Source organism: Marinobacter maritimus, from assembly GCF_007671675.1.
GTDB lineage: Bacteria > Pseudomonadota > Gammaproteobacteria > Pseudomonadales > Oleiphilaceae > Marinobacter > Marinobacter maritimus.
This window is the reverse complement of the sequence record NZ_VCGW01000002.1, coordinates 1,043,569-1,069,907: the sequence shown is the minus strand read 5'-3', so window position 1 is coordinate 1,069,907 and position 26,339 is coordinate 1,043,569. Positions and strand designations below refer to the sequence as shown.

23 protein-coding genes are annotated in these 26,339 nt (G+C 54.6%); 9 read left to right on the top strand and 14 right to left on the bottom strand.

What is annotated here, in order from left to right; translation table 11 throughout:
- Positions 1-26: 26 nt before the first annotated feature.
- The 3 genes from FFI90_RS12135 to FFI90_RS12125 form a co-directional block, all read right to left on the bottom strand.
- On the bottom strand, positions 27-1,910 hold the full coding sequence (locus tag FFI90_RS12135; protein ID WP_144778248.1) for a monovalent cation:proton antiporter-2 (CPA2) family protein: 1,884 nt from the start codon (positions 1,908-1,910) through the stop codon (positions 27-29).
- A 5-nt stretch (positions 1,911-1,915) separates the two neighbouring features.
- Positions 1,916-2,119, bottom strand: coding sequence for a hypothetical protein (locus FFI90_RS12130; RefSeq protein ID WP_144778247.1), 204 nt, complete (start codon positions 2,117-2,119; stop codon positions 1,916-1,918).
- 63 nt (positions 2,120-2,182) lie between these two features.
- Positions 2,183-3,283, bottom strand: a complete 1,101-nt coding sequence (locus tag FFI90_RS12125; RefSeq protein WP_144778246.1) for a mandelate racemase/muconate lactonizing enzyme family protein — start codon at positions 3,281-3,283, stop codon at positions 2,183-2,185.
- Between the two features lie 180 nt (positions 3,284-3,463).
- Here FFI90_RS12125 and FFI90_RS12120 point away from each other — a divergent pair, with 180 nt between their 5' ends.
- The 3 genes from FFI90_RS12120 (at position 3,464) to FFI90_RS12110 (ending at position 7,482) form a co-directional block, all read left to right on the top strand.
- Positions 3,464-4,681: a polyhydroxyalkanoate depolymerase gene (locus FFI90_RS12120; RefSeq protein WP_144778245.1), complete on the top strand. Its 1,218-nt coding sequence runs from the start codon at positions 3,464-3,466 to the stop codon at positions 4,679-4,681.
- A 155-nt stretch (positions 4,682-4,836) separates the two neighbouring features.
- On the top strand, positions 4,837-5,580 hold the full coding sequence (fabG, locus tag FFI90_RS12115; protein WP_144778244.1) for a 3-oxoacyl-[acyl-carrier-protein] reductase: 744 nt from the start codon (positions 4,837-4,839) through the stop codon (positions 5,578-5,580).
- Between the two features lie 93 nt (positions 5,581-5,673).
- The gene (locus FFI90_RS12110) at positions 5,674-7,482 is read left to right on the top strand and encodes a PHA/PHB synthase family protein (protein WP_144778243.1); all 1,809 of its coding nucleotides are present in this window, start codon (positions 5,674-5,676) and stop codon (positions 7,480-7,482) included.
- Between the two features lie 4 nt (positions 7,483-7,486).
- Here the strand turns inward: FFI90_RS12110 and FFI90_RS12105 are convergent, their stop codons facing one another.
- The 6 genes from FFI90_RS12105 to zapE form a co-directional block, all read right to left on the bottom strand.
- Positions 7,487-8,749 (bottom strand): diguanylate cyclase domain-containing protein, encoded by a 1,263-nt coding sequence (locus FFI90_RS12105; RefSeq protein WP_144778242.1) that lies wholly within the window; start codon positions 8,747-8,749, stop codon positions 7,487-7,489.
- A 40-nt stretch (positions 8,750-8,789) separates the two neighbouring features.
- Positions 8,790-9,647, bottom strand: a complete 858-nt coding sequence (locus FFI90_RS12100) for an ABC transporter permease (protein WP_144778241.1) — start codon at positions 9,645-9,647, stop codon at positions 8,790-8,792.
- Entirely contained in the window at positions 9,644-10,525 is an 882-nt protein-coding gene (locus FFI90_RS12095; RefSeq protein WP_144778240.1) for an ABC transporter permease, read from the bottom strand. Before FFI90_RS12095 ends, FFI90_RS12100 begins: the two co-directional genes overlap by 4 nt.
- Positions 10,522-11,673 carry an ABC transporter ATP-binding protein gene (locus FFI90_RS12090; RefSeq protein ID WP_144778239.1) on the bottom strand — a complete coding sequence of 384 codons (1,152 nt, stop codon included), beginning with the start codon at positions 11,671-11,673 and terminating at the stop codon, positions 10,522-10,524. Before FFI90_RS12090 ends, FFI90_RS12095 begins: the two co-directional genes overlap by 4 nt.
- A gap of 33 nt (positions 11,674-11,706) precedes the next feature.
- Entirely contained in the window at positions 11,707-12,780 is a 1,074-nt protein-coding gene (locus tag FFI90_RS12085; protein ID WP_144778238.1) for an extracellular solute-binding protein, read from the bottom strand.
- Positions 12,781-12,882: 102 nt separating this feature from the next.
- Entirely contained in the window at positions 12,883-14,010 is a 1,128-nt protein-coding gene (zapE, locus tag FFI90_RS12080) for a cell division protein ZapE (RefSeq protein WP_144778237.1), read from the bottom strand.
- Positions 14,011-14,311: 301 nt separating this feature from the next.
- On the opposite strand from zapE, the gene FFI90_RS20515 reads away from it, so the two are divergent.
- Positions 14,312-14,419, top strand: a complete 108-nt coding sequence (locus FFI90_RS20515) for a hypothetical protein (RefSeq protein ID WP_425463095.1) — start codon at positions 14,312-14,314, stop codon at positions 14,417-14,419.
- 25 nt (positions 14,420-14,444) lie between these two features.
- Positions 14,445-14,840 (top strand): KUP/HAK/KT family potassium transporter, encoded by a 396-nt coding sequence (locus tag FFI90_RS20200; protein WP_222120513.1) that lies wholly within the window; start codon positions 14,445-14,447, stop codon positions 14,838-14,840.
- Positions 14,841-14,885: 45 nt separating this feature from the next.
- Here the strand turns inward: FFI90_RS20200 and FFI90_RS12070 are convergent, their stop codons facing one another.
- The gene (locus FFI90_RS12070) at positions 14,886-16,766 is read right to left on the bottom strand and encodes a methyl-accepting chemotaxis protein (protein ID WP_246123516.1); all 1,881 of its coding nucleotides are present in this window, start codon (positions 16,764-16,766) and stop codon (positions 14,886-14,888) included.
- Positions 16,767-17,146: 380 nt separating this feature from the next.
- Here FFI90_RS12070 and FFI90_RS12065 point away from each other — a divergent pair, with 380 nt between their 5' ends.
- Complete coding sequence (locus FFI90_RS12065; protein WP_186317971.1) at positions 17,147-19,579, top strand: response regulator; 2,433 nt, start codon at positions 17,147-17,149, stop codon at positions 19,577-19,579.
- Positions 19,580-19,720: 141 nt separating this feature from the next.
- Here FFI90_RS12065 and FFI90_RS12060 read toward each other — a convergent pair whose 3' ends face one another.
- From FFI90_RS12060 to FFI90_RS12050, 3 genes are all read right to left on the bottom strand, one after another.
- Complete coding sequence (locus tag FFI90_RS12060) at positions 19,721-20,728, bottom strand: zinc-dependent alcohol dehydrogenase family protein (protein WP_144778235.1); 1,008 nt, start codon at positions 20,726-20,728, stop codon at positions 19,721-19,723.
- A 124-nt stretch (positions 20,729-20,852) separates the two neighbouring features.
- Positions 20,853-22,067, bottom strand: coding sequence for a serine hydrolase domain-containing protein (locus FFI90_RS12055; RefSeq protein WP_144778234.1), 1,215 nt, complete (start codon positions 22,065-22,067; stop codon positions 20,853-20,855).
- Positions 22,068-22,096: 29 nt separating this feature from the next.
- A complete protein-coding gene (locus FFI90_RS12050) occupies positions 22,097-22,756 on the bottom strand; it encodes a DsbA family oxidoreductase (RefSeq protein ID WP_144778233.1) in 660 nt (219 codons plus the stop codon).
- A gap of 383 nt (positions 22,757-23,139) precedes the next feature.
- Here FFI90_RS12050 and FFI90_RS12045 point away from each other — a divergent pair, with 383 nt between their 5' ends.
- Both FFI90_RS12045 and FFI90_RS12040 read left to right on the top strand, forming a co-directional pair.
- Positions 23,140-23,808 (top strand): glutathione S-transferase, encoded by a 669-nt coding sequence (locus tag FFI90_RS12045; RefSeq protein ID WP_144778232.1) that lies wholly within the window; start codon positions 23,140-23,142, stop codon positions 23,806-23,808.
- A gap of 330 nt (positions 23,809-24,138) precedes the next feature.
- Positions 24,139-24,636 (top strand): DUF2780 domain-containing protein, encoded by a 498-nt coding sequence (locus FFI90_RS12040; RefSeq protein ID WP_144778231.1) that lies wholly within the window; start codon positions 24,139-24,141, stop codon positions 24,634-24,636.
- Positions 24,637-24,670: 34 nt separating this feature from the next.
- Here FFI90_RS12040 and FFI90_RS12035 read toward each other — a convergent pair whose 3' ends face one another.
- Positions 24,671-25,276: a M15 family metallopeptidase gene (locus FFI90_RS12035; protein WP_144778230.1), complete on the bottom strand. Its 606-nt coding sequence runs from the start codon at positions 25,274-25,276 to the stop codon at positions 24,671-24,673.
- Between the two features lie 146 nt (positions 25,277-25,422).
- Here FFI90_RS12035 and FFI90_RS12030 point away from each other — a divergent pair, with 146 nt between their 5' ends.
- Positions 25,423-26,313: a haloalkane dehalogenase gene (locus FFI90_RS12030; protein WP_144778229.1), complete on the top strand. Its 891-nt coding sequence runs from the start codon at positions 25,423-25,425 to the stop codon at positions 26,311-26,313.
- Positions 26,314-26,339 lie beyond the last annotated feature (26 nt).

The window sequence follows — 26,339 nt, the reverse complement described above, 5'->3', positions numbered from 1 at the left end:
CAAAAGATAAGCGCCTGCGGTGTTATTCATTTAGTGGGCGGCGTCCACACCGGGACATCCTCAGGCCTTGGCTCTTCCCAGTTCCGATGCATAGTGCTGCTTAGCGCCTCTTCAAGCTTCATGAACAGCTCGCCATAGCGCGGGCTGAAGTTAATGCCTTCCTCTATTTCTTTCCACGCCTCAAATAACTGCTCCTCGTGAGCCCGCTCATTTTCAACAAACGCCCAGGTCATCTGTTTCGCCCGCATCGGGTGCACGCCCACAGCCGTGAGAGCATGGCCACCAAGCTCCAGAGCAGAATGATAGGTCTCGCTCATCACATCGTCAGCACCCGCTTCCCGAAGCTGGTAGCCATGGCCACGGTCGAAGGCACGCGCCAGCACCCAGACACTCGGGAAGAAATGCTTTACATGTTTTACCATCTTTACGGCGCGATCCCGGTCATCAATCGCCACGACCAACAAGCGCGCCTGTTCAATACCGGCTTTTTCCAGCAGATCGGGGCGACTGGCATCCCCGAAGAAACTCTTGATGTTGATCCGACGAACGTTTTCAATCTGTTCGAGTTCGTGGTCGAGCACCACAATGGGAACGTTGTTGGCCCGCAACAAGCGGCAGACGATCTGTCCGAACCGCCCCACCCCGGCCACAATCACCGGTGCCTGTTCATCAATGGTGTCGGCCCCCCGGTCATCGTTGCTGGAACGTCGGTACCGTGGCAACACGATACGGTCGTACACAATAAACAACAGGGGCGTGAGGAACATGGATAGCGCAACAACCAGTGATAAAATCTGAGAGATGTCTGACGGAATCACATGGTTTTGCGCGCTATAGGTGAGTAACACGAAACCGAACTCACCCGCCTGCGCCAACCCCAGCGTAAACAACCAGCCGTTGCTGCTGCGAATCCCGAATACCTGTGCAAGGATAAGCAGAATCAGTGCCTTGACTACTATTACAGCCACGCCCAGAGAGACGACGGTGTCCCACTCCGCCACCAACACCTCGAAGTTGATTCCGGCACCCACGGTTATAAAGAATAGACCCAGCAACAGACCTTTGAACGGTTCGATGTTGGCTTCCAGCTCGTGGCGGAACTCACTGTTGGCTAACACTACACCTGCCAGGAAGGCGCCGAGGGCCGGCGAGAGATTTACCAGGCTCATGAGCGCGGCAATACCAATAACCAGCATCAGCGCCGTGGCGGTGAAAACCTCCCGCAGCCCGGACTTCACTACATAACGGAACAACGGACGGCTCAGGTAATAGCCGCCTACAATCACTGCAGCGATTGCGCCCACGACGACCAGAGCATGAGCCCAACCCGGCAGCCCGACAACCAGGCTCAAGCCCAAGTCATCACTGGGTATAGAACTAGAACTACCTTTCAAGCCCGGCAACGCCAACAGCGGAATCAGGGCAAGCATGGGGATAACAGCGATATCCTGAAACAGCAAAACTGCAAATGTATTGCGCCCGCCTTCCGTCTTCGACAACCCTTTTTCATCCAGAGTTTGCAGCACAATCGCGGTAGACGACAGCGCGAAAATAAGACCGACCGTAAGCGCCGTCTGCCACTGAAGCCCGAGCCACCAAGCCACCGCCATTCCGGCTGCCGCCGTCAGCGTTACCTGTAAACCGCCGAGCCCCAATAGACGAACCCTCATAGCCCATAGCGCCTTCGGGTCGATTTCCATACCGATCAGGAACAACATCATGACAACACCAAATTCGGCAAAATGCTGAATCGTGGTGGTTTCCTGCCCCACGAGGCCCATAACCGGCCCGATCACCACTCCGGCCACCAGATAACCCAGCACCGAACCCAGGCCAAAGCGTTTTGCTAATGGCACTGCGATTACGGCAGCCAAAAGATAAATAAACGCCTGGATGAAATAGGTTGTCATGCGGATCAGAGCTCCAGGAATCTGGGGGTGAGCATAAGTACAATACCCACAGCCACCAAAGCAAGCGTATTCGTTACCAGATACGGGTACAGAATCAGGGCAATACCACAATACCGGGCGACCAGATTTGACTGCCGCCTCCCGTAGATAAAATAACCGATGCCAATGGAGCTGAAAATCAGCCCCCAAATCAGGTTAGCAGTTTGCATAGCGTAAAAGTCTCCGGCGGAAAAAACCCAGCCGCTTCAACAGTGGTGTCAAAACTGGCCAACTTACTCATACACATCAAGCAGCGTCAGCTTCTCAAAATCCGGAACCACACCTAACCCTGGGCGATCACTCAGCATCATCCGGCCGGAAGAAACCTCAGGCGCTCCGGTTGCCAACTGGGAGGTATTGTAATTGTGGAGATCCGTTGTAGTCAGCAATGCTTTGGCCGGGGTGCTAGCCGCCAAGTGCGCGTATGCTGCCGTGGCTATACCGCTGCCCCAAGCATCTTCAATAGTCATGGCTATGCCGGCATCCACGCACACATCCCGGATGATCCGTGATGGCGTCAGACCTCCGGCCCTGCTGACCTTCAGGGCCATGGCGTCCATGGCATCGTCGCGCAAGGCACGTTGCACATCCGACAGGGAGTTCAGGATTTCGTCCAGTTTGACTGGGTGGCGGATTCGACGGCGAACCGACAGACACTCTTCATAACTGTAGCAGGGCTGCTCAAGATAAATCTCCAGGTCCTCAAGCGCCCGTGAAAACCGCACAGCTTCATCCTGCCGCCAGGCCCGGTTTATGTCGCACATCCAGATCTCGTCTGCCTGTTTGACCTTACCCAGAGTACGCACGAGATTGATATCTTCCTCAACACTGTGCCCAAGCTTGATCTGAATTCGGCGAAACCCTTCGGATCGAAACTGCCGTAGAGACTCTTCCATCTCTTCAGGTTCCGCCAATGGAACGTTCCGGTGCAGCGGCATCGACGGAGATAGCAGTCCGCCGAGCAAGGCATAAACCGGCAACCCGGCTTGCTTGCCCAACAAATCCCAGCAGGCAATATCAATGGCCGCCTTGGCAACCGCATGCCCTGTCAGAGCCTGATCCATGCACTCGTGGATGCGCGCGGTATGGGTGGGATCCTCACCTATCACACTGGGCGCCAGCAACGACAGGCAAGAGGGAACACCCTCAGAGAACGCCGCCATATAGTTGGGGCCGCAGGGGCAGACTTCTCCATAGCCCACCAACCCCGTGCTCGTGGTCACCTCCACCACTGTGCTGGTGAACACCCGGTGCGATCTTCCTCCGGCAAAGGCATACGCCTTACCTGTATAGGTTAAATCTGCGCTATACACCGCGATACTCTCGATACGCATGACGCACTTCCTTGATCAGCAACGCTCAGTATCTCTTGAGCATAGCCGTCGCAGGCTGGTGGCGCCGATATTTACAGCCACCCATTTCGACTTTCCGAAATCGTGTTAATGTAACAACAACGGTTTCCCTAAGGCCTACTGGGACGACGCCGCAACCCAGAACCCAAGCAGGACAATGCCATGATGTATTTTGCCCACGAGATAGGCCGCGCTGCGCTGAAACCAATGCGCATGCTGACCAGCGCCCAGAGCACCCTGCTCCAGCACCGCTTGAGCCCTCTATCCCGCATTCCCGGGGCACGCAGTATTGCGTCGGCCTACGGGGTGTTCAGAGACCTCACCCAGCGTTACCCTAAGCCTGCGTTCAATCTGCACACAACCACCTGTGATAGTGAGCAAGTTGACGTTCAGGAAGAAATTGTCTTGCGTAAACCCTTTGCGCAGCTAAAACACTTCAAGCGCAGCGTGACGCGGCCGGACGACCCGAAGCTGTTGATCATTGCGCCACTATCTGGCCACTTTGCCTCGCTGCTACGAGGTACCGTGGAAGCCATGCTGCCGGAACACGACGTGTACATAACCGACTGGCGTGATGCCTGCAAGGTTCCGTTGTCACAAGGCGACTTTGGCCTCGATGATTACATCGACTATGTCATGGAATTTGTCGATCACCTGGGGCCCGACACCCACGTTCTGGCTGTTTGTCAGCCCGTGGTGGCCGCCCTCGCCGCCACTGCTATCATGGCGGAGGATGGCCACCCTGCAGCACCTCGTTCCCTGACACTGATGAGCGGCCCCATAGACGGCCGCGTAGACCCCACCGCGCCGTGCAAACTGGCCACCAAACACAAGTTGTCCTGGTTCAAGCGCAACCTCGTGCACCCGGTGCCCGCGCCTTACCCCGGGGCCATGCGCAAGGTTTATCCCGGATTCCTGCAGCTGACCGGTTTTGTGAACATGAACCTCGGGCGCCACATCAAGGCCTACCGTGAGCTGTTCAGATCCATCCGCGATGATGAGACCGACAAGGTTAGCCGGCACCGCGACTTCTACGACGAATATCTGGCCGTAATGGATCTTCCGGCGACCTATTATCTGGACACCATCGAGCGTGTTTTCCAGGAGTTTCACCTTGCGCGGGGTTGCTTCAAGCACCGCGGACGCCTGGTGAACCCGGCCGCTATCCACAACACTGCCCTGATGACGATCGAAGGTGAAAAGGACGACATTTCCAGCCCAGGCCAGACGCGGGCGGCTCAGGATCTGTGCATCAATGTGCCGGACTCCCGCCGGTTGCATCACCTGCAGCCGGGTGTTGGCCATTACGGTGTATTCAACGGAAGCCAATGGCGTGAAAGCATTGCGCCTCGGTTACGGGACTTCATCCGTGCCGCATGACCGGTTTTTTACTTGCCGCCTTGAGATGTCGCGGGGCCTCTGCTAGCTTCAAATTAGGCCTGTCTATCAGCAGTCCCGCGCTCAGATGTGATGTTTTCGACGGACAACAATAATTAGACAAATTGAAGTATCAACATCATCCCAAGGAGAGTGTCATGCAAGACCTAAAAGGCAAGGTAGCCATCGTTACCGGTGGATCTCGTGGTATCGGCCGGCACATCGCACTTCAGCTCGCCCAACGCGGCGCCGACGTCGCAATCAACTACCGCTCACGGCAGTCCGATGCAGATGAAACCCTTAAGGAAATTGAAGCGAGCGGCGTTCGGGCAATAGCTATCAAAGCGGATCTCTCGAAGATGCCTGAGGCCCGCAGTATGATTAAGGAGGTTCACGAAAAGTGGGGCCGCATCGACATACTGGTGAACAATGCCGGTATCACCAAAGACAAATCCATGAAAAAGCTCACCGACGATGATTGGAACGACGTCCTCGATACCAATCTGGGGAGCGTTTACGCAACCTGCTCCGAAGTGCTGAACATCATGCTGGAGCAGAAATTCGGGCGCATCATCAATATTACCTCCTTCGTCGGTCAGGCCGGCAACTTTGGCCAGGCCAACTACGCCGCGAGCAAGGGTGGCATTATCGCGTTCACCAAAACCATGGCACTGGAAGTGGCGAAGCACAACATTACCGTCAACGCCATTGCCCCGGGTTTTACCGAAACCGAAATGCTGGCGCAGGTGCCTGAGAACATCCGCGAAAAGATCATTGCACGAGTGCCTATGGGCCGCTTTGGCCAACCCGAGGAAATTGCCCGCGCAGTCGTATTTTTGGCAGCGGAAGGAGACTACATCACGGGCCAGCAAATTAACGTGAATGGCGGCGTGTATATGTAATACCGGGCCACTGTAGGCGCAGCGAACAGCTGCGTCCGTTGCCGTTTCTAACAGACCCGCGACCAAGACGGCCGCGGAGTGGAGACAGTGAACATGTCAGAAAAGCCAATCAAAATCACGTCCCCTCCTGAACCCGAACCCAACTCAGTATCCCGTTCACTGATGCGTGCAAGCTTGCATGGTGGCAGCCTGCTAAAACGCTCGATTATGCGTCGATTGCGCCCCAACCCGCCCAACCCGGTCAGCGTCAAAAGCATGGCCAAACCCTTTGTTTCCCTTACCGGAAAGCTCGCAACGCAGCCGGACACTGTGATCCTCGCGCAGATGCGGCTTGTGAGAGACAGCACGCGACTCGGATGGGGCTTGCTAACCAGCAGCCTGAGCAGGAAGCCGTTGGCTGTGATTGAACCGGAGCGAGGCGATGGTCGCTTTCGCGACCAGAGCTGGGACGAAGTGATGGCGTTCAACGTCATCAAGCAGACGTACTTGCTCTCGAATCGCTGGATCATGGACACCATTGACGACGTGCGCGGCATGGACAAGCACACCCGGCGCAAAGTGCGGTTTTTCACTAGCCAGATAACCGATGCCCTGGCACCAAGCAACTTTATTCTCAGTAATCCTCAGGTACTGCGCGCGACAATCGAGTCCCGTGGCACGAACCTGTTAAAAGGCATGGCTAACCTGCTTCGTGATCTGGACGAGGGCGAAGGACCCTTGCCCTTTCGCATGTCCGACCCGGATGCCTTCAAGATTGGCGAGAACCTGGCCAATACCCCTGGCGATGTGGTTTACCAGAACGAGCTGATTCAGCTGATTCAGTACAAGCCCACCACAGACACCGTGCACCGTCGGCCTCTGCTGGTCGTTCCGCCCTGGATCAACAAGTACTACATCCTGGATCTGGGTGAAAAAAAGTCGTTCATCCGGTATTGGGTAGAACACGGCCACACGGTGTTCGTCATCTCCTGGATTAACCCGGGGCCGGAACTGGCGCACAAAAGTTTTGAAGATTACATGCTCGAAGGCCCTATCGCCGCCATGGATGCCATTGAGCAGACCACCGGCGAGCGTGAGATCAACACCGTTGGCTACTGCATTGGCGGCACATTGCTAGGTTGTACCCTGGCCTGGTTGGCGGCTCGCGAAGACGACCGAGTCAAAAGCGCGACATTTCTCAACAGCATGATGGACTTCTCGGACGTTGGCGATCTGGAGGTGTTCATTGATGAAGACGCCGTCAGCAAGCTCGAGAAGGCCATGAACAAGCAGGGCTATCTTGAGGGTGCCTCTATGGCAACCGCCTTCAACATGTTGAGGGCCAACAGCCTGATATGGTCATTCTTCGTTAACAACTATTTGCTGGGGCGCGATACCGCACCCTTTGACCTGCTGTACTGGAACTCGGACGCAACCCGCATGCCTGCAGCGATGCACAGTTTCTATCTGCGCAACATGTACATGCATAACCGACTGCGTGAGCCCGGCGGTATTGAGCTGGCGGGCACCCCGATTGATCTGGGAAAGGTCAAGGTGCCGAGTTATTTCGCATCCGCCATCGAAGACCATATTGCGCCTTGGGTTTCCTGTTACGAGGGTGCCCGCCGACTGGCCGGCCCGGTACGTTTCATACTCGGAGGCTCGGGGCACATCGCCGGCATCATCAATCCTCCAGACCGAAAGAAATACGGCTACCGCGTTAACGATGACAGCAGCCTCAAACCTGATGCCTGGCTAGCCGGCGCCAAAGAGTTCGAAGGTTCCTGGTGGCCAGACTGGGTCGCCTGGGCTGAAAAGTTTGGCGGTGGCGAAGTGAAAGCCCGCACGGCCAAGGAAGGGAAGTTGCCAGTGATCGAGCCGGCTCCTGGAGCCTACGTGCAGGGTCTGCAAGGGGCAAGCTAGTCAGTCAAGACGCAAGGCTCTCAGTGGAGTAAAAACGAACACTGTTCGTACCTGAGCTTTTGGCGGCATACATTGCCGTATCAGCATTTCGGATCAAATTAACGGAAGTGTGTCCATCGGCGGGGAACATGGCAATGCCGATGGACACTCCAACCTGGAGCACTTCGCCAAGAACCTCTACTGGCTCATTTATCGAGCTGACAATACGGTTCGCCACGCTGGTGATTTCATCTTGTCCCTGCGGATCGTTGAGGATGAATATAAACTCGTCGCCGCCCACACGGGCCACCGTATCTGACCCTCGCACCAACGCCTGCAAACGTCTCGCCACATCTTTTAACAGGTCATCCCCAACGTTATGGCCCAACTGATCATTTACGAGCTTGAACCCATCAAGATCCAGAAACATCAGTGCAAATTGGCTCTGTTCACGTTCGGAATGCAGAAGCTTCTGATCAATCCGGTCCATCAGTAACGTACGATTAGGCAGGTCGGTCAGGGCATCGTGAAACGCCAGATGCTTGATGTGCTCATCTTTACGCCAGAGCGCCGTAATGTCGCTGAATACCGAGACATAACGCATGGGTTTGCCGTCATCGTCAGGCACCATGCTTATGGTCATGCGTTGTAAATATAGTTCTCCGTCGTTGCGACGGTTCCATATCTCGCCATACCAGCGACCATTGGCTTTGATCTCCTCCCACATCGAGACATAGAACGCTTGGTCGTGTTGCCTGGACTGCAAAATACGGGGCGTTTGCCCGACAGCCTCGGCTGCCGTGTAACCTGTGATTTCAGTGAATCCCGGGTTTACAGACAAGATAGTTCCATCAACATCCGTGATCAGAACGCCATCGAGCGTGTTATCAAAAACGCACGCCGCCAGCTTGAGTTTCGCTTCGATTTCCTTGAGAAGCGTCACATCGTTGGCCTGAATGGAAAACCCGATAACCGCCCCATTGGCATCAATATCAGGAATGTAATGGCCGATAATATGCCCAAAACTTCCATCGGCTTTTTTCAGCGTACGCTCAAAGCGCTGTGGTACGCCATCCAGGGCTGCGCGAATATGGGGCTCATTCAGAGCAAACAACTGCTCGCTTACCAGATCCTGAAACCGGATTCCGATGATCTGTTCGGGCGGCATCCCGAACCACTCGCTGTATGCGGCGTTCGCATAGCGACAACGTAAATCTCTACCCCAATAGCCCATCATGTTTGGCGCGCTATCAATAATGGTTCTTATGAAGTGCTCGCCGTTGCTCATAATAAAGGCCCGCGACCAAACTGATAACAGCAAGTATGCATCACTGCTTAACCGGGCGCTGCGTAAACAAAGAAACCAGCGCCAGGCACGCAGACCCCACCATCAGCAGCACCGAAACCGCATTCAATACCGGCGTTGAACCTTCCCGCAGCCGATCAAACATGGCTATGGTAAGCGGAGCGTCGGAACCTACCAGCATCAGGGTGGTGTTAAAGTTTTCAAACGACATCAAAAATGCCACCACACCTGCCCCAAACAGAGCCGGCTTCAGAAATGGAAGAGTCACGGTTGCGATGGCCGTCAACCGGCTGGCGCCAAGGTTCATAGCAGCCTCCTCCTGGGTAATGTCGAATTTGCGCAGGCGTGCGGAAATCACCAGGGTAGCAATGGTGGTGATGAAGGCAAACTGGCCGAGAGTGACTAACACCAAGCCCGGCCGCAGAGCTTCGAAATCATAGTCAAACTGCACCTCAAACCAGTTAGCCACGGTACTGCTGAACACCAGAATAGAGACACCAAGTATCACCCCTGGCACTACCAGCGGCATCAGCATGAGCACATAGAGAAAGTTCTTGGCCGGGAACTGCTCTCGTTCGAACAAAAATGCATTGCAGGTCGCCAGCGCCAAGCTCGCCAGCGTGGTCACAATCGCCACCTGAACACTAACGCCAATGCTCTCAAGCAGCGCGTCATCATGGAACAAACCCAGCTTGGGCGCATTCTCACCCAGATACCAATCCAAGGTAAAGCCATTCCACGGCAACGACGGGAACAATGAATCATTGAACGAGAATGCCGCCACAACCAGCAATGGCGTGATCAGAAAGATAAAAAACAGTACCACGTAACACAGGTAAGACACCCGATAAAAACGGCTACTGGAAATAGAGGGAATCATGACATCACCCGTGTAAACGACTGCCTGGTGATTTTCAGACCCAGCCAGACAATAAGCGACGACAGTATCAGCAGCAAAATACCGAAGGCGGCACCCTGCTCCCAGTTAAAACGGGTAATGAACTGGGTGTAGATTTGCTCGGTAAACCACAAGCTGTCCTTGCCCCCCAGAAGCGTCGGAGTCAGGTAATTTCCGAGCGTCAGCATAAACACCACAATACAGCCGCTCATGATGCCGGGCATGGCATGGGGAATCACAATGCTCCTCATCACGTGCCAGCTGCTTCCGCCAAGGTCATAACCCGCTTCTATCAGGCTGTTATCAAGGCTGTCGAGTGTGGTGACGAGGGGTACCACCATGAACAGCATGGAGGTGTATATCAGCCCCACCATAATGGCGACATCGTTATACAGCATTTCAACAGGCTGATCGACGAGCCCCAGCCACTGGAGCGCGCCACTGATCAGCCCGGTTTCACGAAGTAGGATCATCCAGCCGTAGGTTCGTACCAGTTCGCTTACCCAGAACGGAATCAGGCACAAGATAAACAGAGCTATTTTGGGCCTGCCGGTAAGCACCTTCGCAATATAAAACGATACCGGAAAGGCAATAATCAACGTGAGCACAGTGGCAAGAATGGACATGACCGCAGTTCGAACAAAAGTATTCCAGTACAGCGGCTCGGTAAAAAATGCGGTGTAGTTGCTGAAGCTGAATTCGTATTGCCGTGATGCAATACGCTCCCGCAGAGACACCAGCACCATATCGATATGCGGCAGGATAATCAGCAAACCTAGCCAGAGTACAATAGGCGCCAGCAGCAACCAAAAACCAAGTCGGTATTGCGTGCGGTTGGCGTTGCTGGGCTCGGCGCTCATTGCACAGCCTCTGGCTGGGTCTCCGTTGCGACAGGGAAACAAAGGCACTGGCTGGCCTGCCAGCTCACATACACCGAACGGCCGGGCTCAAGGGCCTGATAGTCAGCGGTTTGTGGGAGTGCAACCGTGAGTACGGCACCTTCGGACGTTTCTACCTGAAGCTGGCTGCGAGCGCCATCAAACAACATGCGCAGAATGGTAACCTGCAGGCAGTTATCTTGCTCAGCCTCCGGTCTGGATGTGCTGATTTGCATCACCTCCGGCCGAATGAACAGAGTAACGGGCGAACCCAACGGCATTGGCTGCCCGCCGTGGCTCAATAGCCGCACGCCATGCTCGGTCACGATGGTAATGAGTTGGCCTGATTGCTCCTTCACTGTGCCCGCGTATTGATTGCTATCGCCAACAAAGCTCGCCACAAAGGCCGTTTTTGGCTGGTAGTAAAGCTCTTGCGGCGTACCTACCTGTTCAAACCGGCCTTTGTTCATCACCGCTACATGATCAGACATCACCAGTGCCTCGGACTGATCATGAGTGATGTACACAAACGTGGTTTTGAACTCCCGCTGCAGTCGTTTGAGCTCGATTTTCATTTGTTCCCGCAGCTTCAGATCCAGCGCGCCCAAAGGCTCATCCAGCAGCAGCACGGCCGGGTTCAGCACCAGACAGCGGGCTATTGCGACGCGCTGTTTCTGTCCGCCGGAGAGTTGATCAATACGCTTATCGCCATAGCCCGGCAGCTGAACCTTGGCCAGCACATCATCAATCAGGGTAGCGTGCTCGCGCTTGGGAACACCTTTGCGCTTCAGCCCGTAGGCAATGTTCTGGGCAACGGACATGGTGGGGAACAGCGCCAGATGCTGAAACACCATGTTAACCGGGCGCTTGTTCGGCGGCGTATGCAGTACGGAGCTGCCCTTGATGAGAATATCGCCGGAATCCGGTTGCTGGAACCCGGCCAGCATTCGCAACAGTGTTGTTTTACCGCAACCAGAGGGGCCAAGAATGGAAAAAAACGCGCCGCGGGGGATGCTGAACGACACCTCATCAACAGCAGCAAACTCACCAAAATGTTTGCTCAGCAGGGTGCAGGCAAGATCTTCCTGCACCCCCGCTCCGGCATCCAAAGCGAATGCTTGATCCGACATAGATAGCAACCCGTTGTGGAAAAACCGCCCTGCTCAGTTAGAGGCTTTTACCCGATCAAGTACCTTGCCTTCCATCTCTTCCAGGCCTGCTGGAACGGGCGGATACCAATTGATGTTATCGAGATCAGCTTGTGGGAAGCTCGCCTTGAACTGCGCCTTCAGGGTGTCATTGACGAATTCATCACTGCCTTTCGCGGCCGTAAAGTTACCCGCAGACTCAGTGATGCGGGCAGCAATTTCTGGCTGCATCACGAAGTTAATCCACTGGTAAGCGGCCTCTTCCGCCTTGGTTTTACGAGGCAGAACAAAGGTGTCGATCCAACCCAGAGCGCCGGACGTTGGCGCTACAAAAGTGATATCCGGGTTTTCCGCATTAAGCTTCCATCCGCCGGCATCCCACGCCATCGCCGCAGATACTTCACCAGAACGCATGAGGTTCAGCAATGCATCGCCGCCAGACCAGTAGGCCTTCACATTGCTTTTGCAGGCAATCAATTTTTCTTCCACCTTATCCAGGATGGCCTGGTATTTTTCTGTGTCGCCATAGGCTGCGAATGGGTCTTCACCAAGGGCAAAGGCAAAACCAATCAGCGTGGGCCGTTTAAGGCGATACGAAACGGACCCACTCAGCGAATCATCACAAAGGTCGGTATAATCCTTTACCGTGCCAGCCGCCTCGCGATTAACAATCAGCCCGCTGGTGCCCCAAACGTGAGGAACGCCGTACACCTCGCCCTCAAATTCCGTGTTCTTCCTGGTCGCGGCCATCATGGACGGGATAATCTTGTCCGCATCGATTTTGCTCAAATCCATCGGCTTGTAAATGTCAAAATCGGCTTGGGCACTCACGATTCGATCCTGGCTTGGCTGGGCCAGATCGAAGCCGGCGCCCCGCGTGGCGCGCAACTTCGAGATCATGTCTTCGTTATTGGAGAGGGTAATTTCAACTTCAATGCCCGTTTCTTTCTCAAACTGCTCGACCACATCCTGTGGCGCATAACCGCCCCACGTGAGCAGCCGAAGCGTTTCAGCCTGAGCCGAAACCGAAAACACCGCAGTTGCAGCAGTAACCATTGTCAGGTACTTGGATTGACGGAAAGATCTCATGTTATGGCCTGTCCTTGTGAGCGACGAGAAGCAATCTCGGGGAATTCATGACCTTAAATGTAGTGCGTTACAGATTTTTGACAAGGTACTGCATCGTTTCGCTCACTGACCAAAGCGCTGTAACTGCATTTCCCGCAAGCGACTCTGAGTGCGGCGGAATGGAAAGGCCAGTGCGCCCGTGCTGTAAAGCTCATCCAGCGGAACCGAAGCCTCCAGATACATCGGAATGCCCCGGTCGTAACACTCGTCCACCAAAGCAATAAACCGGCGTACACCGTCGTCCTGATGGGTTAACGCGGGCAGCTGCCGATCTCCCGCTTCAACCTGTGCTACGCCATCTTCGGTACCGCGAGCAATAGCCGCTTGTTGCCTGCCGCCCGTGAGCTGAGGCACCTCGCTTAAAAACACGTGCGAGAATCGGTCACAAAGCTCGATAAAATCCGGCGCTGCCAGTTTCTGCTCGCACAGATCGTCATAGCGACACCACAAAACGTGTGAGCTGCGCCGCACTACTGTAATTTCCCGATGCCCAAGCAACACGGGTTCACTAAGAATCTGCTCGCCCTCATTGAGCAATTCGTTAAACGCTGCTTTCAGAGCCCGGCGCTGGTTAACCCAATAGCGTTGTTTCCGTTCTCCCGGATGCAGGCGGTGATCCTGACCGCCATCCACACAGACTACCTGCATGTGTTGTTTGAGTGCCGCGATGGCTGGCAACAGGCGTTCACGGTTGAAACCACCCTCGTAAAGATCGTCGGGTGGCTGATTAGATGTGGCCACCAATACCAGGCCTTGCGCAATCAGTTGCTGAAACAAACCACTCAACAACACCGCATCGCCGATATCGCTGACATACAGCTCGTCCAGGCAAAGAACCCGCGCCTCAGCCGCCAACTCCTGCGCGAGTACGCAAAGCGGATCTTCCTGCCCGGTCAACTGAAACAGGCGCTGGTGTACCCAGCGCATGAAGTGGTGAAAGTGCTGCCTTCGTGCAGGCACGGTTAAAGCCTGATGGAAACGGTCCATCAGCCAGGTTTTTCCACGCCCCACCGGTCCCCAAAGATACACGCCTTGCGTGTCAGGCTGGCCTGCCTGCAATTGTTTATAGCAACGCTGCAAGCACAGGACCCCCTGATGTTGGGCGGGGTCATCTTTAAAGCTGGAAGTCAGTGCCTGCTGATAGGCTTGGTACGGGGAAAGCGCTGTTACCGTTGAACTGCAAGGCTTCATATTGCGGCTTTTCCTTCCAAAATAGCCATCTTGTTCCCCACATCCCATAGATGGACGAAAAGCACATCAAGAGAGTTAGTCGAACGGGGCGATCCAAAAAACTGAAAGCCATGCCCCAACGACTAAACTATTCTATAGAGAGTACCTGAATTCGAGAAGAAGGACGGGACATGTCTGAATCTGAAGCGGCATCGAAACCTGGTCGCTCTGTGGTCGGCCTGGCAGTACTGGGCATCGTTTACGCGATATAGGCACCAGCCCGATCTGCGCCTTGCGTGAGTGTTTTCGCGGGATCAGTCCCGTGCCCATCACCGAGGCTAACATTCTTGGCATCCTGCCCTCGATCTACTGGGCGCTTATCATCGTCATCTCGCTGAAATACACGTTTTTTTATTCTCCGTGCCAATAACCATGGCGAGGGTTGCATCTTCGCGTTGCCGGCCCTGTTGCTGAACTATTTTGGCCAAGGCGAGTGTTTTTCTGCTGATATTTCTGACAGTGGATCTGGCGCTTCTCAACACCATGCGGAAACCATCCCACGTGGTGGCTGGTTTCCCGTGGCCATGGGGGCCATTATCTTCACCGTAATTGCGACCTGGCGCCGTGGTACCGAGCTTCTGCTACAGTCCTACGAAGCCGATGCCATTACCATTGGAACCCTGCTCGGGCGCCCTGAACACAATCGACCCCAGCGCATGCAAGTCAAGGCATTCGGTCAAGGCCTGTATGAGCTCAAACTCAACTACGGCTTCATGCAGGGATTCAACATCCCATCGGATCTGCCCTATTGCATTGAACATCGCTTTACCGGATTCCTTCTCGCAGGGTGATTGAAATCGGGCTACCGTTGGGTATTTAATTGGCGCCAGTGCCAGTCAGACATTGAAGCGCCGTGTGCTTTCTGTAATCACGCTGGCCTGCTCAGACAAGCGCTGGTTCTGCATGCCAAGCTCTGCACCAATGGCCTGTGTTTCGGCACTTTGCCCGCGAATCTCTTCCATTTTTTTCGCGATGTCTTCCGTGGTGACGGAAATTTCCTCAACGGCGACCACGACCTGATCCATTTCTGAGTTTAGTGTATTGATGGATTGGGTCACCCCACCCATGGCGTCCGCAATCTGCGACGCGTGGTGTTCACCTTCTTTGGCAATCTCAAGCCCGTTATTCACCAAGGTGTCCATGCTGGCAGTTTGCAAGTTGAGCTCGTCGATAATAGATACAATATTGGTGGTGGCGGCAACGGTTTTTTGCGCCAGGGTGCGTACCTCGTCGGCCACCACTGAAAATCCGCGTCCGGCTTCACCAGCCCGAGCGGCTTCAATAGCGGCATTCAGCGCCAGCAGGTTGGTTTGATCGGCCAAGCTGTTAATGACGCCGATAATCCCGCTAACTTTGGAGCTGGCCTGATTGAGCAGTTTGACATGGCCATGGGTATCCTGAATAAGGCCCGACAACAGGCGCATGGAAGTCACGCTGTCTTCAACCACGCGAGCGCCGGATTGGGCCGAGTCGTTGGCAGATTGCGTAGACACCCCCACCTGCGAGGTGCGTTCGGCAACATCGTTCAAGGTGACGGATATTTGCTGACTGGCTGTGGCTGCCAGAATCGTCTGGGACTCAACCATTTCGCTGTTCTGCGCCAGTCGAACCATGGTTTTTTCAAGCTCGCCATGAACCTCGATCAAATCGTTTGTACCGGCAATAGACTCCCGCATAAGCATGCCTATGTTATCGATCATCTGATTGGTGGCACTGCCCAGAATGTTGAATTCATCGTTAGGGTTATCGCCGAGTGCCAGCTTCTTGGTAAGGTCACCTTCCGACACCCGCGACAGTAACTCACCCACCCGGTTGAGCTGGCTAACCAGAGCCCGTGAGATGAGGAACAAAACCAAAGCCAGCAAGGGTGCAAACAACAAAATGGAACCAACACTGACCACCTTGGCCGACGATTCGGCGTCTTCAGCGCTCTGGATGGTACGGGCAATGAGGCCAGACTGCAGGGCTTCACTTTGCGCGATGACATTCTGCTGCAGGCTTTTGCCGGCTTGCGCTGCGCTGCCTGAAGCGGCTGCGATTTGCCTCAGAATTGCATCAGTTTGGCTGAATACATCACGGTACCGCCTCGTAGTTTCGCCAACCACATTTTCCTGCCAATCGAATTGTATGACAACGTCTTCCAGCACCGTAATGGCTTGGCTTGCGCGTTCCGCCAGCGCAACATCGCGACTGTTAATGTAAGCATAGTTGCTGCTGTCGATTTCACGGATAGCGTCATCAACCAAGCTCAATGACAGTTCCCGGAGTTCTACCATAGCTTTAGCGAGTTCCTGGCGAACTCCCACGGCTTCTGACAGGCCGAGTGCATTCATCTGCTGGAGCCATTCCCGACGCATTGCCACATAGCGTTCGGTATCCGCCTTAATGGACTCGGCGAAGCGGATACTGTCGGGGTCGCCCAGCAGGTTGGCTTGGCGTTGCAGCGTTTCAGCATCTGACGCCAGGCTCTCCAGCTTTGCCAGAAGTTCGCTCTGATTATCTTCGGAGAGGTTGATAAGGTGGTTTTCTACAGCGTTCCATTTGGTGGCAAGATTCCCGGCCCTGTTTTCGTAACGGGATACCTCATAGATAGACTGGTAGGAAGATGAAACAGTTTCCAGCCCCCAGAAAACGGCGCCGGCAACAATTGTCAGCCCAATGAATGTTCCGATAGTGAGCATAAGGAACTTCTGACGCCAGGAAAGATTGAGCTTCACGGAAGAGTCTCCATTGTTATTAGTGAGTAAGCGTCAAGAACACGACATATAACCCAACGTTCCGATCCGGACAAATACTGAAATCGCCCTTGGGGCAAAAAGATATCGGCATCGTGAAGAATAACTTGAGCTTCTCCAACGACCTTGCTGACGTTTCGACGCTTTTCTGGACACGGATATTTCTGCGTCAGAAAAGGTAAGCCCAGTTTTCTCCGGAATAGAACGCAGTATGTTCAGGAAGCGAGCCGGATTATTGGCTCGGGGTAACTAAAAGGGGAAATTTGAGATACGCTTTATAATCTCCTGTCGGGCAAATGCGGCCATTTAATTATTGCCTAGACAACTCAAGGAGCAACTCGCGATATTCAAGAGGTGTAGTAATGGCTGAAGCCAACCCTGGGCAGAAGCTCCAGGAACTCAGAAGCAGGTACATTGCCGGCCTTCCCGATCGCGTGGGAGAACTCAGAGATTCCTGGAACCGACTCCTGCACGTCAGCTGGAATTCGAAGGCGCTGGAATTCATGTATCAAAGCGCCCACAAGCTGACCGGCAGTGGTGCCACCTTTCAATTTCCCGAGATCAGCAATACAGCACGGATACTTGAAGAACAGCTACAGGCGTTACTGGCGAAATCCGATGCCACCTCCACGGAGCGTCAGCACATAGAAAACTCACTGAAAGCGCTCGAACGAGCCACTGAAGAGGCCTCTCGCGCCGCACCCAACACGGAGATGACCGCATTTGCCTCGAAAGCCGATGTAGGGAGTCGTCAAACCTACCACATCGCCGTTATTGAAGACGATGAAAATCAGGCCGCTTACCTGAAGAACTGGCTGGAACAACAAGGTTATTGCGCCGAAACATTTGAGGACCCGGACACCTACACCCGGCGAACCGACGGTCAGTTTCATCATCTGATTCTACTGGACATCAGCTTTCCCCAAGGCGCTCTGGAAGGTATCGGCTGGCTGGAGCGCATGAAATACCAGGCGGGCAGCAATACCCCGGTGATTATAATGTCTGCCAGGAGCGACATGGTCGCCCGCATGCGGGCACTCCGGGCCGGTGCAGATATCTACCTGACCAAACCTGTCGACATGGGAGTACTCAAAAAGCGCATCCACCAATTGCTGGAGAACACCCCCTTAACACGGCCAAGGGTGCTCTGGGTGGACGACGATACCGACCTTCTCGGCTACTACGAAACCATGCTATCCGAGGAAGGCTATGAGGTAGAAGGTCTGAGCCAACCTGTGCGGGTCCTGGAACGCATCGAACAATTCCAGCCGGATGCCATTGTACTGGATCACGACATGCCTGGTTGCCAAGGCATAGAGCTGGCAAAAGTACTCAGGCAGGACGCCAACTACATGGCTATCCCGATTCTTTTCGTATCGGCCTCAACAGAAGCACGGGAGCTGCTCGAACAGCATAGCATTGCGGGCAACGATTTCTTCCGGAAGCCGCTGAATAATGAACGGTTCCTGAACTCACTGCACCGTCACCTGATAAACGCCAAACTTATTGCGGCACGCATCAACCTGGTCAGCCAACGCAAGGAATCCCGCAGTCTGCACAACCACGACTACTTCCTGACGGAACTTGTGGACCTGCTGGCCGGAATCGAAAGCGGCCGGGAAGATCAGGCGCACTACCTGGTGCAGGCAAATATAGACCGGCAGGAGTATCTACTGGCCCAGCATGGCGCCCGCGCCATGGCGAACCTGAGCGCACGGATGGAAAAACATTTCGCGCATCAACTCGCTGTTGGGGATTCGGGTTGTGCGCTTGGGAACGGCAGCTTCCTGTTTCGGGTGGCTGCGCCTGCTGCCGATGATGGCAGAGTCTTCCTTGAACGTTTTCATCACACCTTGAATAACCCAGCCTGGGCCATCGAGAATACCGCTGACGCAGTTACCCTGAGTCTCGGCGCGCTGACCCTGAATCATGCCCTGGACGAAGACAAGGCACTGATCGAGGTAAAAAAAGCCTGCAACAAGGCCCTGCAGTCCGGCAGCAATAAACTGATCTGGCAACAGGCGCCGGAACGGCCACCCGAGTCCAGATTGGATGATCGTATCAAAGAACTGATAGCGGCGCAGGCGTTCAAGCTTCACTACCAACCCATCGTCAACATGGAAACGGGCGACACCCTTTTTGAAGCACTGGTGCGACTGGTAGACGAAAACAACGCGGTGTATTTGCCCGGGCAATTCCTGCCGTGGTTACCTGGAGGCAATCGGGACCCATTCTACGCGCTGGATCGCTGGGTGATTCAGCACGCTGTAGAAGGCCTCACACATCTGGAAGGCAAAGCCTCCGCCAGCTATTCGGTATGCGTAAAACTGTCGTCCCCCATGGTTGATGTGGAACATCTGCTGACGGTGCTCAGTAGCGCGATACGCGAAAATCGCATTAAGGGCAATCGCCGCATCTACCTGGCGTTGTCGAGCCCGACCGTATTAAAAGATGTGCCGCGGGCCAAAAAGATAGCCAAACTGGTTCAAGCCATGGGCTGTGGACTAGTCATCGAACACGTTGCCACGGACACAGCCTCGGTAGACCTGATAAAGGAACTGGATTCGGTAGATCTCGTGAAGCTGGCGCCAACACTCGGCGCCAGCGCCCAACAAACTCCAGCGCTGAAGGACCTCTTGGGTCAACTCAAGGCCGCCCTCAGCTCCAGCCGGAAAATTGTAGTAACCGGCGTAGAGGATGCCAAAGCGCTGTCCTGGTTCTGGGAGCAAGGTATTCGCAACTTCCAGGGGTACTTCATCCAGGAACCGAAGGGGGCCATGAGTTACGAGCTATAGTTCGTTGTGGGCAAGGGCTTTTCCCTGCCGTAGCTTTGTCATCGCCAATCTGAATGTGCAGACCCGTCACGAGAAGCTCGATAACGCCGATGCCATATTAATGCTGGTAACGGGACTGACAGGAGGCGCTGAAATGGCCTCCTAGAACTCCAGACAGATCTTGCCAAAGTGCGCACCAGATTCTTCATAGCGGAACGCATCGGCAATTTCATCCAGAGTGAACGAGCGGTCAATCACCGGGTGCATCTTGTTGGCTTCAATGGCACGAATCATTTCCTGCTGCTGCGCCCTGCTGCCGACAATCAGGCCTTCCAGGCGCGCCTGTTTGGCCAATAGTTTAAGAGTGGGAACATCACCCGCAACACCAGTAAGAATACCAATCAGCGAGATATGGCCACCAATACGTACGGCCTCAATGGATTCCGGCAAGGTGCCTGGGCCACCCACCTCGATAACGTGATCGGCTCCCTGACCACCGGTCAACTCGAGCACACGCCGGCCCCAGGCAGGTGTGGTTTTGTAATTGATGGTGTCATCGGCACCCAAAGCCTTCAGGCGTTCGAGTTTTGCATCGGATGATGAAGTAGCAATCACTCGGGCGCCCATCATCTTTGCAAACTGCACGGCGAAAATGGAAACGCCGCCGGTGCCCAGGGTAAGAACTGTATCACCAGCTTTCAGATTACCGTTTACCACCAGTGCCCGCCACGCGGTAAGCCCGGCGGTCGTAAGCGTCGCAGCTTCTGCATGGCTATAGCCCTTCGGGGCATGGGTAAAACCCTGAGCCGGACCGACCACCTGTTCCCGGGCATAGCCGTCGACCCCATCGCCTGGCGTGGTGCTGAAATTATCAATCGGTGCTGGCCCGTCGAGCCAGTGGGGGAAGAAGGTTGAGACCACATGATCACCCACAGAAAACTCGCTCACACCTTCGCCGACCGCCTCAACCACGCCCGCTCCATCCGCCATCGGGATGCGGTTGTTCTCGGTTGGCAGGGCTCCGACAACCACCGCATAGTCGTGATAGTTCAGTGAGTTGGCGTGGATCCGCACCCGGAGTTCGCCAGGGCCTGGTTCGCCAGGCTCTTTGCCTTCGGTTACTGTGAGTTGGTCCAGTCCGAATGGACGAGATACCGTTGCGCGCTTCATGAGCTGGCCTCTGTTGCTGATTGGATACGCAAGGGTCTGGACATAGCGCGACCCTCTGGATGAGTATCTTTCAAGCTTTAATCAACGGGCTGCATGATGCAATGGTACTTGAGTACCCCTTAGGTCACACCAACGCTCCATTAACGATGGCCCGCAACTCCTGACGGATCGGATAAGACGACGAGGGGATCAATTGCGTCATGAAAATCACCACCAACTCTTCAACCGGATCAATAAAAAAGTTGGTGCTCGCCAGACCGCCCCAGCCGTATTCGCCAACAGATCCGTTGGTCTGGGATTTGGCAACGTCTGTCTTCACGGAAAAGCCGAGTCCGAAACCACTTCCGGCATAGGGTGTCTCGCTGAACGCACCCACGGAGAGGCCCGGCAAATCCTGATTACCAGGCAGGTGGTTGCTGCGCATGAATTCCAGGGTTTTGCGACCAATGATCCGCCGCCCCTTAAACTCTCCCCCCTGACATAGTGCCTGGGCAAAATGGAAATAGTCGTCGATGGTGGAAACCAATCCGCCGCCTCCAGACAAAAATCTTCCCTGGCGCCGGAAAGGTGAAGTCTCCGGATCGTCCTGAAGTTCGAACTGATCACCAGGCGCGTACTGATAACAGGCAGCGAAGCGATCAAGCTGATCATCACGGACGTAGAACCCGGTGTCGCGCATGTCCAAGGGGTCGAAAATGTGCTCGCGCAGATACTCATCGAAAGGCTGATCCGCCAGTAACTGCACAAGATACCCCAACACATCCGTGCTGACGGAATAGTTCCAGGCCGTGCCCGGTGAGAACTCAAGCGGCAATTCCGCCAGCTGATTGACCAGCGTCTCCAACGTCAGATTCCGGCTGCCATCAAGTCCCAATTCCCGATAAGCAGCATCAACGTTGGTGCGGTTCATAAACCCATAGGTCAGGCCAGACATGTGAGTGAACAGGTCACGAATGGTCATGGCACTGGTCGCAGGCGTGGTCATGAAATCCGGATAGACGCCGCTTTTATACACCCGCTTGTTTTTCCACGATGGAATGTACTTGTGCACAGGATCATCCAGCAAAAAACGCCCTTGCTCATAAAGCTGCATCATGGCGATAGAGGTGATCGGCTTGGTCATCGAGTAAATGCGAAAAACCGTATCCCGGCGAACCGGCTTATTGCGTTCCACATCCATCAGCCCCTGGGCGCTTACATAGGTAATCTCCCCTCGCCGAGCCACCAGTGTCAGTGCGCCCGGCAATTTCCCAGGCTGGATGTAGCGACGGTCAATGTGGTTTTCAATATTGAGAAGCTGGTCCGATGAGAGGCCAGCAACCTGATTGGAATCCGTCATAGGGGGCACCTTCCTGTGTTATTTTGACATTACTGCGTTTTCTGGTTCGATTCGTCGCCAATCTCTCGAAGCGCCTGAACCAGGGTTTCAGGTTCCTGAGCTCCGGAGATGAGATACTTGCCATTAATGATATATGCCGGCACCCCAGTAACACCCGCCTGCTGATATCTGGCTTCGTCTTCTCGCACCTCAGCCGCGTACTGGTCAGACTCCAGCACATCTTTGGCTTTAGCTGCGTCCAATCCCAGCGACTCAACGTATTTGAGCAAAACCTCGTGGTCGGAGACCTTCTCTGCCCTGCCGAAATAGGCGGCAAACAGCGCTTGTTTCATGCCTGTCTGCTGGCCTTGCTCGCCGGCCCATTTGACCAACCGGTGAGCATCGAAGGTATTACAGGTTAATCGCTCCTGCAGCTTCTCGAAGTTAAGGCCTAGCCCCTTCGCGATGATCATCATCTGATTCTGGGTTGCACGCGCCTCTTCCTCGCTCTTCCCATACTTTCGAGCCAAAGCGGGCAAAATAGCCTCACCCTCACCGCTGTGATCCGGGTTCAGTTCAAACGCATGCCATTCAATGCTGAACTCATACTCTGGCGCCAGCTGTTCCATGGCCAGCTCCAGCCGTGCATAGCCAATGGCGCACCAGGGGCAGGCAATGTCGGAAACAATATCGATATGTATCTTGTTCATAATAGATCCTGTCAGCTTTCTGAACGATTCTGCAAGCGGGCACCCTAAGGCGGCGCATGCCCACAACCTGATTGAGCTTCATGCGAAAAGAAACAACACTCTAACGATAAACCTATGACGACTGCGAGCAGCACCTTGAATGAATTCGCTGATGACCGATGCCCACAACTGAATCGTTACGCCTTCGGCTCCCCGGCAGAGTTCATCCTTTCCATTTGCGCAACGGATATCAAAACTGGCAAGCAGCTCAAGGAGGGAGCCCCACCTTTTAATGACCGAGCCAAAACAGCAGCGTCAACAAACACCGAGATGGTGAACCAAAACCTCATTTGCAGACTACTCTCTTAACCTGCCCACTCTTTTGAAACGAACGGAGTCTCTGCATGATCACAGTCCACCACCTGAATAATTCCCGCTCACAACGTATTCTCTGGATGCTGGAAGAGCTTGGAGTCCCGTACGAGATCCAGCGTTACGAGCGTGACCCGAAAACCATGCTGGCGCCGGCAAGCCTCAAGAAAATACACCCGCTGGGCAAATCACCAGTGATCACTGACGGTGATCTGGTAGTGGCGGAGTCCGGCGCTATTATTGAATACCTTGCCCACACCTATGGCAAAGACACCATGCTGCCAGAGGGCGGAGGGCAAGTGTGGCTTGATTACACCTACTGGCTGCATTACGCCGAAGGCTCATTGATGCCGCCGCTGGTTATGCGCCTGGTATTCGAAAAGGTAAAAACCAGCCCGATGCCGTTTTTTATCAAGCCCGTAGCAAAAGGCATTGCAGACAAAACCAATGAAATTTTTATCGGCCCAATGATCAAAACACACCTGGATTTTGTCGAATCCCACCTCGCGAAAAACACCTGGTTTCTGGGGGACAAACTCAGCGCAGCGGATATTCAGATGAGCTTTCCGCTGGAAGCGTCAGTGGCCCGTGGCATCGTCGGCAAAGCCCGGCCTCATATCACAGAGTGGGTAAAACAAGTGCACGCCAGGCCTGCATACCAGAATGCCCTTGAAAAAGGCGGAGAATACGATTTTGCTTGAGTAAAAAAGGGTTGTCGGGGCAAAGTGAAAACGTAACCAACTGATATTAACTCTCTGCTCTGCTCCCCCTGCTATAGTCAAAACTCCAACAATGATACCGGAGCGCGACATGACGCAGAGTATGGAGCTGACCGAGCAGGCTCTGGCCATAGCCTCGCACCTGGGCGAAGCAGCGGCGTGGGTTTGATGTTGTTTCTGGCAACCTCATTGGTGCTGTGAGCAGGCTGAAAGCGATGAAATATCGATCTGTCTCGATTTCCCACACTTTTATTCTGCCCCAAGCCCCCAATATATTAATGTGATTTCCACCACACCCCGCAGGACGTGACAATGAACGCCATTATTAAACAGTTCCTTTTTGTTTCGAGTATCTACCTACTGGCACCGACCGCTGGCGCTTTCAGCCTCAACGATGCCTTATCCGGCGGGGCACAAGCCCTCTCTTCAGCAACAGAAGTCAATGGAGAAGCCCAACAACTTGTCGGCACGCTCCAGGATCAGCTTGGCATCACCGAAACTCAGGCGGTTGGTGGCACTGGTGCATTATTACAGCTGGCGAAAAATGAGCTTGGCTCCAGCGCCATGGGCGCTCTGACCAACAACGCGTCGGGCTTGTCCGGTCTCTTGGGAGGAAACAGCGGTCTGGGAGAAAGCCTGTTCTCCAATATTTCGTCCATGAGTGGTGTGCAGTCAGCGTTCTCGGCGCTGGGCATGGACAGCGCGATGATCCAACAGTTTGTACCGATTATTATGGGCTTCCTGGGAGAACAGGGGGTTGGGTCTTCACTGCTTGGCCAATTACAAGGCCTGTGGGCGCCGGCCGGCTGAACTCCAGTACGCTGCAGTAGCATGCTGAAAAATTTCACGCTACGTAGGCCTCACCCTGCTCAAAGCGCGTCCGCACCCAGGCAATCTGGGTGTAGGCCGTCGCCAGTTGATAGTGCGGCGAATCCTTGAACGAGCGCCAACTGCCACCCCACACCAGCGGTCCGGCCGCGTATTCCGCAACCGCGTCATAATCACTCTGACTCGTTGAGTAGGAACCGCCTTCCCTGAAAATACCAATGTCCCACGCGATGCCAAAGTTATGATTGCTGTGCCCTCCCCGCGCTCGCGTAACGACCGGGCCGGGATTGCCGTAGCGCCCCTGGCGAAAGAGCTGATTCTGCTCGTGGTAAGTGCGGGTTCCGGAAATAATTTTTACGTTCACGCCCCGGCTTAGTGCCCGCGCCATAAACTTACGAGCCTCTTGCTGAGCCCGAATAGACAGAGAGGAAATCTTCTGTTCTGTGCGCCGGTCAAACGTGCCAAGCTCGCCCTTGAGCTTTTCATATTCGGTATCGAAAGCCGTAGAGGCCGCCTCAGAGAGGTGGCCCCATAACCCGTCCAGCGCGCCCCGATAAAAGCCTTCCGACTTCAGCAGTCGCTGAAAAAAGAGCACATCCTCACCAAACAATCTGTCACTCATTCTGAACCTCCCAGGCGATCATTGGTGGAAGCGATGCCCGACCACGAATTACCACTTTCCCTGGGCTGTACAACTTCAGAATAGATCATTTTTCATTCGGGATTGTTACACTCGCGGGAAGAACATCGAATAACAAGGCAACGGCTATGGATTTCGTCAGAACACCGGACACACGCTTTAAACAGCTGCTCGACTATCCTTTCGAGCCGAACTACGTTGATCTCGACAACCTGCGAATGCATTACGTGGATGAAGGGCCCGCGAATGCCAGCCCGATTCTCATGCTGCACGGGGAGCCTTCCTGGTCTTATCTCTATCGCCACATGATTCCCGTATGCGCGGCGGCTGGCCATCGGGTTATTGCGCCGGACCTTATCGGTTTTGGCAAGTCCGACAAGCCAACCTCCATTGAGGATTACAGCTACCAAACGCACATGGAATGGATGCAACAGTTCATCGATAAGCTCGATCTGAACAACATCACTCTGGTATGCCAGGATTGGGGATCACTGCTGGGCTTGCGGCTCGCCGCCGAAAACCCGGAGCGCTTCCGCGCCATTGTGGTCGGCAACGGCATGCTGCCCACCGGAGATCAGAAAACACCACCTGCGTTCAATATCTGGAAAAACTTTGCGCTACACAGCCCCTGGTTCCCCATTGGCCGAATCATCAACGTAGGCTCATTCCGCAAACTGGGTCCGGACGAACTGCGGGCATACGACGCCCCCTTCCCGAGCAAAAAACACAAGGCTGGCGCCCGTGCATTTCCTCGCCTCGTACCAGTGCGCTCAGACGACCCGGCGAGCGAAGCCAACCGCAAAGCCTGGGCCGTCCTTGAGCGCTGGGAAAAACCCTTCCTCACCACCTTCAGCAACGGCGACCCCATTACCCGTGGCGGTGCCGCGTACATGCAAAAACGGATTCCGGGTGCGAAGGATCAGCCCCATGTCACGCTCAAAGGCGGCCACTTCCTCCAGGAAGATTCGCCGGTGCCCTTTGCCCGGGCGATTAATGATCTGCTCGCCACTCTGCCCTGAGGGTCTCGCCTGCATCCCGGCTTTCA

Excerpts from the sequence above, each read along its gene's own strand:
- FFI90_RS12135 (WP_144778248.1), bottom strand. The coding sequence starts at position 1,910 with ATGACAACCTATTTCATCCAGGCGTTTATTTATCTTTTGGCTGCCGTA.
- FFI90_RS12130 (WP_144778247.1), bottom strand. The coding sequence starts at position 2,119 with ATGCAAACTGCTAACCTGATTTGGGGGCTGATTTTCAGCTCCATTGGC.
- FFI90_RS12125 (WP_144778246.1), bottom strand. The coding sequence starts at position 3,283 with ATGCGTATCGAGAGTATCGCGGTGTATAGCGCAGATTTAACCTATACA.
- FFI90_RS12120 (WP_144778245.1), top strand. The coding sequence starts at position 3,464 with ATGATGTATTTTGCCCACGAGATAGGCCGCGCTGCGCTGAAACCAATG.
- fabG (WP_144778244.1), top strand. The coding sequence starts at position 4,837 with ATGCAAGACCTAAAAGGCAAGGTAGCCATCGTTACCGGTGGATCTCGT.
- FFI90_RS12110 (WP_144778243.1), top strand. The coding sequence starts at position 5,674 with ATGTCAGAAAAGCCAATCAAAATCACGTCCCCTCCTGAACCCGAACCC.
- FFI90_RS12105 (WP_144778242.1), bottom strand. The coding sequence starts at position 8,749 with ATGAGCAACGGCGAGCACTTCATAAGAACCATTATTGATAGCGCGCCA.
- FFI90_RS12100 (WP_144778241.1), bottom strand. The coding sequence starts at position 9,647 with ATGATTCCCTCTATTTCCAGTAGCCGTTTTTATCGGGTGTCTTACCTG.
- FFI90_RS12095 (WP_144778240.1), bottom strand. The coding sequence starts at position 10,525 with ATGAGCGCCGAGCCCAGCAACGCCAACCGCACGCAATACCGACTTGGT.
- FFI90_RS12090 (WP_144778239.1), bottom strand. The coding sequence starts at position 11,673 with ATGTCGGATCAAGCATTCGCTTTGGATGCCGGAGCGGGGGTGCAGGAA.
- FFI90_RS12085 (WP_144778238.1), bottom strand. The coding sequence starts at position 12,780 with ATGAGATCTTTCCGTCAATCCAAGTACCTGACAATGGTTACTGCTGCA.
- zapE (WP_144778237.1), bottom strand. The coding sequence starts at position 14,010 with ATGAAGCCTTGCAGTTCAACGGTAACAGCGCTTTCCCCGTACCAAGCC.
- FFI90_RS12065 (WP_186317971.1), top strand. The coding sequence starts at position 17,147 with ATGGCTGAAGCCAACCCTGGGCAGAAGCTCCAGGAACTCAGAAGCAGG.
- FFI90_RS12060 (WP_144778235.1), bottom strand. The coding sequence starts at position 20,728 with ATGAAGCGCGCAACGGTATCTCGTCCATTCGGACTGGACCAACTCACA.
- FFI90_RS12055 (WP_144778234.1), bottom strand. The coding sequence starts at position 22,067 with ATGACGGATTCCAATCAGGTTGCTGGCCTCTCATCGGACCAGCTTCTC.
- FFI90_RS12050 (WP_144778233.1), bottom strand. The coding sequence starts at position 22,756 with ATGAACAAGATACATATCGATATTGTTTCCGACATTGCCTGCCCCTGG.
- FFI90_RS12045 (WP_144778232.1), top strand. The coding sequence starts at position 23,140 with ATGATCACAGTCCACCACCTGAATAATTCCCGCTCACAACGTATTCTC.
- FFI90_RS12040 (WP_144778231.1), top strand. The coding sequence starts at position 24,139 with ATGAACGCCATTATTAAACAGTTCCTTTTTGTTTCGAGTATCTACCTA.
- FFI90_RS12035 (WP_144778230.1), bottom strand. The coding sequence starts at position 25,276 with ATGAGTGACAGATTGTTTGGTGAGGATGTGCTCTTTTTTCAGCGACTG.
- FFI90_RS12030 (WP_144778229.1), top strand. The coding sequence starts at position 25,423 with ATGGATTTCGTCAGAACACCGGACACACGCTTTAAACAGCTGCTCGAC.